We start from the raw sequence: 12,308 nt of genomic DNA, 5'->3' as shown, positions 1-12,308 counted from the left end.
TATATGTAATTTTAGCCTCAGATCAGGTGGTTTTTCTTCTGAAATAATCGCTTGATATTCAGCTTAATTCCTAATTTTCGCCGCACATGTACCTTATTTTTGATACCGAAACTACCGGTCTTCCCAAACGTTGGGACGCTCCTTTAACCGATTCTGATAACTGGCCAAGATGTATTCAAATTGCCTGGCAGTTGCACGATGAAATGGGGCGACTTGTAGAAAGTCAGGATTATCTGGTAAAGCCTGAAGGTTTTAATATTCCTTATGATGCCGAGAAAGTGCACGGAATCTCTACCGAGCTTGCTGCTGAAGAAGGAATTTCCTTAACTGAAATGCTTGAGAAATTTCAGGAAGTGCTGAATAAAACCAAGTTTGTAGTAGGACAAAATGTGGGTTTTGACCTGAATATTATGGGTGCCGAATTCCATAGAGAAGCGATGGATAATAACCTCCAGGAATTACCTGTTTTGGATACCTGTACCGAAGTGACCGCCCAAATGTGTAAAATTCCCGGTGGGCGTGGCGGTAAATTTAAATTACCTACCCTAACCGAATTACACGAATTTTTATTCGATGAGCCTTTTGGAGAAGCCCACAACGCCACTGCAGATGTGGAAGCGACTACACGTTGTTTTTTGGAATTGGTGCGTCAAAGAGTTTTTACGAAAGAGCAGCTGGATGTACCTGCAGATTATTTTGAGAATTTTTCAGAAGCGAATCCGCAGCGAATAGAACTTATTGGTTTAAAACACATAAACCTTAAAAAAGCTTCAGAAGAAATTAGAAAAAGACTTCAGAAGCAACAACCTACCGAAGAAATTACCACCGAAGAAATCGAGGAAAACCTCGAAAAACTGGATGAGGTTCCTTTTGCACATTTGCATAACCACTCGCAGTTTTCGGTATTGCAATCTACCATTAGCATAAAAGACCTGGTTAATGTAGCTGCAGAACAAAATATGCCTGCTGTAGCGCTTACAGACCATGCAAATATGATGGGTGCTTTCCATTTTGTGAAGGAAATAGGCGATTATAATAAAGCGATTAGAGCAAAAAATGAAGAGGCACTTGCCAATAATGAGCCGGCAGAAGCCAGGGAGTTAAAAGGTATTGTAGGTTGCGAATTCTTTGTTTGTGAAAATCATGCCGATAAATCCCGAAAAGATAATGGCTACCAGGTAGTGATGTTGGCCAAGAACAAAAAAGGCTATCATAATCTGGCAAAAATGTCTTCAAAAGCCTATACCGATGGGTTTTATTATGTGCCGCGAATTGACAAAGAGATTATAAAGGAATACAAAGAAGACATTATTGTGCTTACCGGTAACCTTTACGGAGAAGTGCCGAGTAAAGTTTTAAATGTGGGAGAAAACCAGGCCGAAGAAGCTTTACTTTGGTGGAAAGAAGAATTTGGTGATGATCTTTATATCGAGATTATGCGCCACGACCAGGAAGATGAAGACCGGGTAAATACTGTTTTAGTCGATTTTGCCAAAAAACATAAAGTAAACCTGGTGGCTACCAACAATACCTATTATTGCGCTAAAGGAGATGCCAATGCCCACGATATTTTATTGTGTATAAAAGACGGTGAAAAACAGGCGACTCCAATTGGCCGGGGTCGTGGTTATCGTTATGGTTTGCCAAACCAGGAATATTATTTTAAGAGCGGGGAGGAGATGAAAAATCTCTTTAAAGACCTGCCACAAGCCATTAGTAACGTGCAGGACGTGGTAGATAAAATCGAGCCTTTTGAGCTGGCTCGAGATGTTTTGTTACCTGCGTTTACGATTCCGGAAGCATTTTTAGTTGAAGAAGATAAAACAGACGGTGGTAAAAGAGGAGAAAATGCTTACCTGAAACACCTCACTTTTGTTGGAGCTAAAAAACGCTACAAAGAAATTACCCAGGAAATTGAAGACCGGCTTAATTTTGAACTTTCGGTTATTGAAAACACCGGTTATCCGGGATATTTTTTAATTACTGAAGATTTTATTCGGGCCGCTCGTGAAATGGATGTTTCGGTAGGTCCCGGTCGGGGTTCTGCTGCCGGAAGTGTGGTAGCCTATTGCCTCTGGATCACCAATATAGACCCTTTAAAATACGATCTGCTTTTTGAGCGTTTCCTGAATCCCGATCGTGTGAGTATGCCCGATATTGATATTGATTTTGATGATGAAGGTCGAAGTCGGGTTATGGATTATGTAATTGAGAAATACGGCGCCAACCAGGTTGCGCAAATTATCACTTACGGAACCATGGCCGCCAAATCTTCAATTCGGGATACGGCTAGGGTGCTGGATCTTCCGTTAGGAGACGCCGATAGGATTTCGAAATTGATCCCTACCATGTCCAAACTCGGAAAGATTTTCGGGATGGACGAAAAGGAGCTGAAAAAGAAATTTAGAAGTGAGGATTTAGAAAAAGTAAATGAACTTTTAAATATTGCTGAAGGGGACGATCTGGAAGCCCAAACTGTAAATCAGGCGCGGGTTTTGGAAGGTTCGGTAAGGAATACCGGGATTCACGCTTGTGGGGTAATTATTACGCCAGGTGATATTACTAATTACGTACCGGTTTCGGTAGCCAAGGATTCCGATCTTTATGTAACCCAGTTTGATAACTCGGTTGTAGAAAGCGCCGGATTACTAAAAATGGACTTCTTGGGGTTAAAAACACTAACCCTTATTAAAGATACGGTTCAGATTGTAAAAGGCAGGCATAATATAGATCTGGTGCCCGATGAATTTCCGTTGGATGATGAAGAAACCTATAAACTTTTCCAACGTGGGGAAACGGTAGGGATTTTTCAATATGAATCGCCGGGAATGCAGAAGCATATGAAAGATCTTAAACCTACGGTTTTTGATGACCTTATTGCCATGAACGCCTTGTACCGCCCGGGACCGATGGAATATATCCCGAGTTTTATTGCACGTAAGCACGGGAGCGAGGAAATCGCCTATGATCTACCCGAAATGGAAGAATACCTCCAGGAAACTTATGGGATTACGGTTTACCAGGAGCAGGTGATGCTTCTTTCGCAAAAGCTGGCTGGCTTTAGTAAAGGTGAAGCCGATGTTTTGCGGAAAGCAATGGGTAAAAAAATCTTCGCCTTACTGGAACAATTAAAGCCTAAATTTTTAGATGGTGGTGAAGCAAAAGGTCATCCAAGGGATGTTTTAGAGAAGATTTGGAAAGACTGGGAGGCTTTTGCAGCTTATGCCTTTAACAAATCTCACTCTACGTGTTATGCCTGGATCGCTTACCAAACCGCCTATTTAAAAGCGCATTATCCTGCGGAATATATGGCGGCGGTGCTTTCTAATAATATGAACGACATTAAGCAGGTTACTTTCTTTATGGAGGAATGTAAACGAATGAAGCTTGATGTCCTGGGTCCAGATGTAAATGAATCTTTCTATAAGTTTTCGGTAAATAAAGATTATGCGGTTCGTTTTGGAATGGGAGCCATTAAAGGAGTAGGTTCCGGAGCGGTGGCAACTATTGTAGAAAACCGAAAAACAGAATCTGGGCCCTATAAATCTATTTTTGATATGGCGAAACGTATTGATTTACGTTCGGCTAATAAAAAAGCTTTTGAAAATCTTGCTTTAGCGGGCGGTTTCGACGGATTTGGGGATACACACCGCGCACAATATTTTCATGATGATGGCGACGGAATTACCTTTTTGGAAAAGGTGATAAAATATGCCGCAAAATTTCAGGAAAATGAGAATTCTTCCCAGGTGAGTTTGTTTGGGGAGGCTAGCGAAGTGCAAATTCCGGAACCTGTTGTGCCGCCTTGTGAAGAGTGGGGTACTATGGAGAAGTTAAGGCGCGAACGCGAAGTTGTCGGGATTTATATTTCGGGTCACCCGCTGGACGATTTTAGGTATGAAATGGATTATTTCTGTAACTCAAAATTGGGAGAATTTAATGATCTTGAGAGATGCGTAAACCGAGACCTTACTTTTGGCGGTGTGATTAGCGACGTGCAACATCGTGTTTCAAAAATGGGTAAAGGCTGGGCGATGTTTAGTGTAGAGGATTATACCGACACCTATGAATTTAGAATGTTCGGTGAGGAATACTTGAAATTCAGGCATTTTCTGGTTCCGAATTCTTTTGTGCATATCAAGATCTTTGTGAAAGAAGGCTGGACCAACAAAGAAACCGGTAAAAAGGGAGATCCAAGAATTCAGTTTAATAATATTTATTTACTGCACGACGTGATGGATCAGTTTGCGAAAAAGCTTACGATTCAACTGGATATTGCCGATCTCCACGAAGAGAAAATCAACTGGTTTAAGGATGTTTTTAGAACACATAGAGGTGATCATAAACTGAATTTTGTGGTGTATGAGATGAAAGAGCAGGTGAAATTACATATGCCGAGCAAGAAACAGAAAGTGAAAATTTCGCAAGAGCTTTTACATACTTTGGAAGATGAGCAGGTGATGTATAAGTTGAACTGATTCAGTCTTCAGTAAGCAGTCGCAGTGGGCGGTTTTGCAGTGGCAGTAATAAATTTTTAAAGCCACGAATTCACGAATATTTATTCGTCCTTGCGAAGGAGCCTTTTTAGGCGACTGCGGCAATCTTTTATTATCTTTTATTTTAGTTTCTTTGGCAATTTGCAGTTATCTATATAAGTCACGATTTCAATAATAATTATTTTTTACTGTCTACTGCTACTGCTTACTGCCAACTAAACAACTGCTCACTGCCAACTGAAAACTGATTTTTCCGGTTAGGGATTGAAGCAAGCTACCGTGTAGCGCTGAAAGCCCGACCCCGCGCCACGAGCGCGGGGAAACCGCCAAATAAATGCCTTGAATAAGCGTATAACCAAATACAATATCGCTTGTGTAAGGAAAGCAAAAATAATTGACTAATTTTACACTTTAATGATAATAACAGAAATTAAAAATAGATAATTATGGCTATTGAAATAACTGATGCGAATTTTGAAGAGCAGGTACTAAAAAGTGACAAACCTGTAATGGTAGATTTTTGGGCTGCATGGTGCGGACCGTGCAGAATGGTAGGACCAATTATTGAGGAAATTAGTACTGAATATGACGGGAAAGCCGTTGTAGGAAAACTAGATGTTGATGCAAACCAGGAGTTTGCTGCGAAATACGGAGTGAGAAATATTCCAACTGTACTTATTTTTCAAAATGGAGAAGTAGTAGGCCGCCAGGTAGGTGTTGCGCCAAAAAATACTTACGCTGAGGCTTTAGACGAATTGCTATAAGTTTTAGCATTTTATATAATTTATAAACCCGGTCTTGTGCCGGGTTTTTTATTGGCCGCTTTTTAAGTAAAAAAACAGCTGCTTTTATTTATCTTAGTGGGGTATGAATTTAAAAGAAGAAATATATAGTTCGGCAGCAGGGTTTACGCAGTTAGAGCTTTTGGCGAGACAGGTTGTAGAAGGTTATATTTCGGGAATTCATAAGAGTCCGTTTCACGGTTTTTCTGCGGAATTTGCCGAGCATAAGATTTACAATAATGGCGAAAGCACCAAGCATATAGACTGGAAGCTTTTTGCTAAAACCGATAAGCTCTACACAAAACGCTACGAGGAGGAAACCAATTTACGTTGTCATTTTATTATGGATAATTCGGCTTCGATGCATTATCCCGAAGTAAAGAACTTTTCGATAAACTCGCTTAATAAGGTTGGATTTTCAGTATTATCCATAGCTAGTATAATGCAAATTTTAAAGCGCCAGCGCGATGCTGTGGGTCTTAGCATATATAGCGATGAATTTGAATTCTATGCGCCTGAAAAAGGTAGCGATCGGCATCAGCATATGTTACTGGACGCGTTAAATAAAAGTCTGCAGAAGAAAACCGATCATAAAGCCACCAAAACCTATACTTTTTTACACCAGATTGCTGAAAAATTAAAACGACGTTCACTGGTGTTTTTGTTTACCGATATGTTCCAGGCAGATACCGAAGAAGCAGCACTTTTTGAAGCTTTACGGCATTTAAAATATAATCGGCACGAAGTGGTGTTGTTTCACGTAATGGATAAAAAGCGGGAATTCGATTTTGACTTTGAGAATATTCCCAAGCGATTTACCGATGTGGAAACCGGTGCAGAAATAGACCTATATTCTGAAAATATTCGAGAAAACTACCAAAAGGCGGTGCACAAGTATGTTGCAGATCTAAAATTAGAATGCGCAAAATACAAGATTAACTACGTGGAAGCCGATATTAATAAGAACTTCGATAAAATTTTGACAACCTATTTTATTGAAAGACAAAAGTTTGCCTAGTGCTCTAAAAAAATGCTGAAAAAACTTTAAAAAAAGGTTTGTGTAATTATAAAACAGGTGTATATTTGCACTCGCAATAACGCAACGGTCTGGTAGTTCAGTTGGTTAGAATACCTGCCTGTCACGCAGGGGGTCGCGAGTTCGAGTCTCGTCCAGACCGCTTTTTAAATATCAAAATATCCCAAAAAGCCTCAAAATCAATGATTTGAGGCTTTTTTTATTCCCCAAAGTATCAAAATAACACAAATAATGCTAAGTGATTGGTGCTGAATTCGGTGCATATTTTTTTATGAAATTATATGCACCTCGAAACTCCTAACAACCTGTTAATAAAATAGTTGCAGCGTTTTTTTAACACTTTAATTTTATACCTTGAGGTGCATATTTAAAACAAGCACCGATGATCAATTCACTATTTATTACTTTTTATCCGAAAAAAACGACTTCTAATCAAAACACGAAGGCCGTTATTTACGCACGTCTTACATATAACAGTAAGCGCACAGATTTTACAACATCACGGAAAATTGATGCAGCCAAATGGAATAGCCATACGAATAGTACCAGGGGGAATTCGACGGAGGCAAAAGCATTAAAAAGATACCTTGATGATATGCGAGCTGCCATATATGATATTCACGATCGCCTGGTAAGAGAGGGGAAAAGAGTTTCCGCGAAGATTGTCAAGGATATCTATATGGGCAAGGGAGAGAAGCAGTATATGCTGGTAGAAATTTTCCAGGATCATAATGACGATATGGAAAAACTAATCGGAAAAGGATATACCAAAGGAACTTTGCAGCGATATAATGCCTGTAAAAAACATATTGAAGATTACATTGCGTTCCGGTTTAAAACAAAAGATCTACCTGTAGAAGATGTGGATCATCAATTTATTGTCGGGTTTAATCATTACTTAAAATCAGAAAAAAACTGTGCTCACAATACTGCCCAAAAGTATATTGTGAACTTTAAAAAGATCATTCGGATCGCATATGCTAATCAATGGATAGAAAAAGATCCCTTTTTCCATTGGAAAGGGAGTTGGAAAACTTCCGAACGGAAATATCTTACAGATATTGAACTTCAGAATTTGGTGGAACAGGAATTTGAAATTCCGCGCCTGGATCGGATGAGGGATATTTTCGTCTTTTGCTGTTATACCGGACTATCATTCTCTGATGTAGAAAAACTTAGTGAAGATGATATCGTCACGGATATAAAAGGTAAACAATGGATTAAAACCGAAAGACAAAAAACCAAATCGCTAAGCAGCGTACCTTTACTTGATATTCCAAAAGCACTACTTGAGAAATATAAGGATCATCCCCAGGTGAAAATCGGAAAAGTAGTGTTGCCGGTTAATTCTAATCAAAAGTATAATGCTTATTTGAAGGAAATAGCGACCATTTGCGGCATCAAAAAGAATCTTACCACTCATTTAGCTCGTCATACATTTGCAACGACCGTAACACTGTCTAAAGGTGTTCCTATAGAGTCTGTAAGCAAGATGTTAGGACATAGATCACTTAAAACAACTCAGATCTATGCAAAGGTTTTGGATGAGAAGATAGAAAAGGATATGGAAAAGTTACAGGAGCAACTTCGGCTTTTACAGGAACAAAAGGAAGGTGAAGCCAAAAGAGAGTCGAGGAATGAAGAGTAGCGGGCGGAGTAGATAATAATCTCATTTTATTTCAAATTTTCAAAATACCTGCCTGGGCGGAATATTCATCAATTAATTTGATTTTTTTACGAGTTCTGTGCGTCTATTGAGAGCCTTGCATTCATCAGTGATATTTGAAGCTTTTGGTGACAGAAAACCAACTCCATCGCCGGTTAATCTTGAGGTAGAAATTCCATAGTTTTTGGTTAATTCGTTTACTACAGCGCGGGCTCTATCTTTAGATAGTTTAAGGTTATATTCTAGGCTTCCATCCATATCTGTATGTCCCACTACATAAAGAGAGATTTCGGGATTTTGTTCTAAATATTTGGCAATTTCAGCGATCACCGGCTGGGATTGTTCTTTAAGATTAGAACTGTTAGAATCAAAATTAATTCCATAGATAGTGGCGCTTCCCTGCATTTCTATCTCTTTTTTGATAAAATCCGCATTTGCTGAAACTTTACCGGTTTCTGCTGTTTTCTCTTCAATGATGTCTACCTGATACATTATTAATTCGTTGCTATGTCGCTCCCCATATTGTGCTATGTAAACATTTCCTTCAGGATTTTGGATTTGACCTACGATGCTAAATGTGCCTCCAGAACTACTGGTGCCTTTAAATAATAGATTTGCAGCCGAATTGCTCCCAAAACTATTTGGGCTTAATTCCGTTCCAATCCAACCTCCCATTCCTACTTCCCCTTGTGGTTTAGATTGTGGATGAGACCCTTTTGCCAGGATATTTATTCCTGCTTTTTCTAAAGCCTGTAAATTATCCTGATATACTTCAGTGATAGAAAGTTCCTCTTTAGACATTAGAAGGTAATAGGTTATGCGGGTAAGTTTGCCTGAAACTGTATCTCTTTCAGCTATATAGCGGTATCCGGTGACCGGTCCTGTGGCCAGGCTATATTCTCTAAATTTCTCTACCTCGTAACCTGCAATATAGGCTCCGGGGTATCTGGTTATCATGGGGTGATCTGAACTTCCCTCTAAATCCTGTTGCGAATACAAGGATAAAGGTAGACTTGAAAAAATTATAAATAAAATTAATAAGCCTTTCATAGGAAGTACTAAATTAAATAGTTAAGTAAGTGAATTGTGGTTAGTTAAAATAGCTATAGGGTAAAATAAGGGATTTTACTAAGGAGACTAAGTGGTGAGATACCAATTAGATTTTAGTTTTTTTTGAATATGTTTAGTAAGTAAAATCATTGCATTTACTATCACAAATAAAACCGCTATAAAGATGATTTTGAAAACCATTTTTATAGCGGTTAATTATTTTTGAATTTTATAGTTGGATCTATTCCACTATTTTAAAAGTCTGTTTTAAATCTTTATCCATTAATTCAAATTCACCAGGTTCAACTACAGGATCTCCATTTTTGTTGAAATATGCTAAATCTTGAGCTTTAATAGTGAATGAAACAGTTTTGGTTTCTCCAGGGTTTAATTCTAATTTGGTAAACCTTCTTAAACGTTTCACATCAGGTGTAATTCCTGAAGCATAAAGATCGGAAGTATAGACTTCAATGACTTCCTTCCCCTTTCTCTTACCTGTATTGGTTATTTTGACATCAATATTAATTTCTCCCTTTGTGTTGATTGAAGTTTTATCTAATTCTAGATCTTTTACTTCAAAATGGGTATAACTTAAACCATCTCCAAAAGAAAATTGCGGATTATAATCGGCCTCATAACCCGAAGGTCACTGGTTCGAGTCCAGTTCCCGCTACTAGCAAAGACAAGGCTTCACAGAAATGTGAAGCCTTTTTTTTTGGACTGGGTACAACATAGGTACAACATTTTCGTAATTTGAAAATTTCATAAGAATTAATGTTAATTCACATTATTTGACGACATTTCCTATCTCATACGAAGAGTAGGCCTGTAATTTGGAGGGTTTATATAATTCACTATTTCTTTAAATAGCTTATTTGATAAACCATGTTCTAATTCTTCAGGATGTGATCCTAGTAATTTTTTTAAATGAAATTATTACCAAAATATTAGATAAACCTTTTGAATTCTGTTCCTATTCTTTTTGCACACCCTGTGCATAGGTATTTACTATCTTTACATTGTGAAAATAATGGCATTCATATTATCTTTATATGTAATGGGGCTAAATTTTTTAGCCTGTAATGACAGTGATAGTTCACAAGTTAATTCTGATTCAGAAATAACAATGGTTAATGTCCAAAATTTAGATATTGATCATTCACATGACAAAGTAGCGGATTTATGCCCTCCTTTTTGTAGTTGCCATTGTTGCCATGTACATACAGTAGATTTTGGTTCTTCAAATTTCAGGCCTTTGATTACTGAAATTCCATCAAAAGCTTTTGTTCATTTTGACAGTTCAGTAGAAGAACCTATTCTTTCTTTTTTTGATTCTCCAAAAGTTTAATTCAGTTTTTATAGGATAACCCTTATTGTATAACATAAAAATCTCAATTTCAAAAGGTACATAGGTGGCCATTTAAAGAAATAGAAAGAAAATACAGATAGAAAGACTTTAGTAATCAGAGGGGAAAGTAGGAGAAACTACGTTGGTAAATTATTTTGCAAAAAAATCTAAGAAATTAATTTTTTAAATTTGGAAAATGCCTCAGATAAAAAGATATTTGAGTTTAGAGCTCTAAGTAATTAGATATTTAATAGTTGAAATGTAAACCATAGGAGAGGGTGTAATCTCAAGTCTGTCTAGACTTTGAAAATTAAATTAAAATTTTTAGACTAGATTATGACACAAGAAGAGATTAAGGAATTAAAGGAAAAAGCATTAAAACAATTTTTATCAGGAGAATCCCTAACCGGCAAAAACGGCGCTTTTGCTCCAATGCTTAGGGAGTTTATGGAAGAGGCCCTGGAAGCAGAAATGTCTTCGCACCTTTCCGATGAAGAAAAAGGCTCAAAAGCAGGTAATAAGCGTAATGGCAAAGGCAAAAAGACCCTAAAGAGCAGCCAAGGGGACGTCACCATTAACACGCCCCAGGATCGTAACAGTACCTTTGAGCCGGAGATCGTAGCGAAACGCCAGCGTATCCTGGCCGATAATTTAGAAAAGCAGATTATAGGCATGTACGGGATGGGCAATAGCCTGCGGGATATCTCAGCTCATATAGAGGAAATGTATGATTCCAAGATATCCACACACGTTCTAAGTGATATTACGGACCGGGTGATTCCCAAGGTTAAGGAATGGCAGGATCGCCCCTTGGAGCCGGTATATTGCATCCTATGGCTCGACGCGATGCACTTCAAGGTACGCGAAGAAGGCAAAGTAAAGCACAAGGCCTTGTATAATATTTTAGGAATAAATAAAGCTGGAAGAAAGGAAGTGCTGGGTATGTATATCTCGGAAAGTGAAGGGGCCAATTTTTGGCTTCAGGTGCTGACCCAATTAAACAACCGTGGCTTAAAAGATATTCTGATTGCCTGTACGGATAATCTTACGGGCTTTAGTGAAGCCATTCATTCTGTTTATCCCAAGACTGATATTCAGCTATGTATTGTCCACCAGATCCGCAATAGTATGAAGTATGTGGCCAGTAAGGATCAAAAAGATTTTATGAAAGACCTTAAACTGGTGTACAAGGCTGACACCAAAGACCAGGCTGAATCGGCTTTACTGGATCTGGAAGAAAAATGGGGCAAAAGATATCCCATAGTGATCCGTTCCTGGAATGATAACTGGGACCGATTGAGTGCTTATTTTGAATATACCGCACCCATTAGAAAACTCATATACACCACAAATGCCGTAGAGGCTTTTCACCGGCAGGTAAGAAAAGTAACCAAGACCAAAGGCGCTTTTACCAATGATATGGCACTATTGAAGCTGGTTTACCTAGCTACCAGAAGAATTGAAAAGAAATGGAACGCCCCACTGCAGAACTGGGGTTTGGTAGTTCAACAATTAGCTATTAAATTTGAAGGTCGGCTAGAGTTGGACTTAGCCACCAATGAAACGAAAAACTAAAATTTTCTTCTCCCGGGGGTACCCCCGGGAGAAGAAGCAGACAGAGTTGAGCTAACACTCCCAATGATCAAGCATCAAAAGGGAATGCGATGGCACTGGAAGAAGTAAATGAATAAAAAAAATAAACCTGTTCAACCTGATCTACACTATTTTTTCTTTTCGTCGGCAAAAGGAAAATGTTCCAGATGAAAAAAGTAAATTGGTTTTTTTCTAAACTTTCCGAATTGAACAGGTTCGATGCAATAATCTTTGAATTTATTTGGAAACGGAACTTTTAATTTCCTTCAACAAATTTGAGCGAATTACTAATCCAATTATTTGTATATTTGGTTAGGTCAGAATATCAAACTGCACC

General features: G+C 38.3%; 8 protein-coding genes and 1 tRNA gene. 7 read left to right on the top strand and 2 right to left on the bottom strand.

Going from position 1 to position 12,308, the window contains the following annotated elements:
• Window positions 1-86 precede the first annotated feature (86 nt).
• The 5 genes from dnaE to B5488_RS09830 all read left to right on the top strand — a co-directional run bounded on the left by dnaE (window position 87) and on the right by B5488_RS09830 (window position 7,962).
• Window positions 87-4,478, top strand: coding sequence for a DNA polymerase III subunit alpha (gene dnaE, locus B5488_RS09850; protein WP_079735104.1), 4,392 nt, complete (start codon window positions 87-89; stop codon window positions 4,476-4,478).
• Window positions 4,479-4,942: 464 nt separating this feature from the next.
• Complete coding sequence (gene trxA, locus B5488_RS09845; RefSeq protein WP_075325050.1) at window positions 4,943-5,260, top strand: thioredoxin; 318 nt, start codon at window positions 4,943-4,945, stop codon at window positions 5,258-5,260.
• A 103-nt stretch (window positions 5,261-5,363) separates the two neighbouring features.
• Entirely contained in the window at window positions 5,364-6,296 is a 933-nt protein-coding gene (locus B5488_RS09840) for a DUF58 domain-containing protein (RefSeq protein WP_079735103.1), read from the top strand.
• An 86-nt stretch (window positions 6,297-6,382) separates the two neighbouring features.
• Window positions 6,383-6,456 (top strand) — tRNA-Asp (locus B5488_RS09835).
• Between the two features lie 240 nt (window positions 6,457-6,696).
• Window positions 6,697-7,962, top strand: coding sequence for a site-specific integrase (locus B5488_RS09830; RefSeq protein ID WP_079735102.1), 1,266 nt, complete (start codon window positions 6,697-6,699; stop codon window positions 7,960-7,962).
• A gap of 72 nt (window positions 7,963-8,034) precedes the next feature.
• Here the strand turns inward: B5488_RS09830 and B5488_RS09825 are convergent, their stop codons facing one another.
• Both B5488_RS09825 and B5488_RS18180 read right to left on the bottom strand, forming a co-directional pair.
• A complete protein-coding gene (locus tag B5488_RS09825) occupies window positions 8,035-8,937 on the bottom strand; it encodes an OmpA family protein (protein ID WP_170065267.1) in 903 nt (300 codons plus the stop codon).
• A 334-nt stretch (window positions 8,938-9,271) separates the two neighbouring features.
• Window positions 9,272-9,502, bottom strand: a complete 231-nt coding sequence (locus tag B5488_RS18180; protein ID WP_262507357.1) for a fibronectin type III-like domain-contianing protein — start codon at window positions 9,500-9,502, stop codon at window positions 9,272-9,274.
• A gap of 558 nt (window positions 9,503-10,060) precedes the next feature.
• Between B5488_RS18180 and B5488_RS09815 the strand changes: the two genes are divergently transcribed.
• Complete coding sequence (locus B5488_RS09815) at window positions 10,061-10,378, top strand: DUF6660 family protein (protein WP_231919720.1); 318 nt, start codon at window positions 10,061-10,063, stop codon at window positions 10,376-10,378.
• Window positions 10,379-10,714: 336 nt separating this feature from the next.
• On the top strand, window positions 10,715-11,953 hold the full coding sequence (locus B5488_RS09810; protein WP_079733433.1) for an IS256 family transposase: 1,239 nt from the start codon (window positions 10,715-10,717) through the stop codon (window positions 11,951-11,953).
• The last annotated feature ends 355 nt before the right edge of the window (window positions 11,954-12,308 follow it).

Origin of the sequence: Salegentibacter salegens, assembly GCF_900142975.1 — a bacterium.
Taxonomy (GTDB): Bacteria; Bacteroidota; Bacteroidia; order Flavobacteriales; family Flavobacteriaceae; genus Salegentibacter; species Salegentibacter salegens.
This window is presented reverse-complemented; position numbering and strand designations above follow the sequence as displayed.

What these genes read in the sequence shown, in the direction of transcription:
- dnaE (WP_079735104.1), top strand. Translation starts at nt 87, where the DNA reads ATGTACCTTATTTTTGATACCGAAACTACCGGTCTTCCCAAACGTTGG.
- trxA (WP_075325050.1), top strand. Translation starts at nt 4,943, where the DNA reads ATGGCTATTGAAATAACTGATGCGAATTTTGAAGAGCAGGTACTAAAA.
- B5488_RS09840 (WP_079735103.1), top strand. Translation starts at nt 5,364, where the DNA reads ATGAATTTAAAAGAAGAAATATATAGTTCGGCAGCAGGGTTTACGCAG.
- B5488_RS09830 (WP_079735102.1), top strand. Translation starts at nt 6,697, where the DNA reads ATGATCAATTCACTATTTATTACTTTTTATCCGAAAAAAACGACTTCT.
- B5488_RS09825 (WP_170065267.1), bottom strand. Translation starts at nt 8,937, where the DNA reads ATGATAACCAGATACCCCGGAGCCTATATTGCAGGTTACGAGGTAGAG.
- B5488_RS09815 (WP_231919720.1), top strand. Translation starts at nt 10,061, where the DNA reads ATGGCATTCATATTATCTTTATATGTAATGGGGCTAAATTTTTTAGCC.
- B5488_RS09810 (WP_079733433.1), top strand. Translation starts at nt 10,715, where the DNA reads ATGACACAAGAAGAGATTAAGGAATTAAAGGAAAAAGCATTAAAACAA.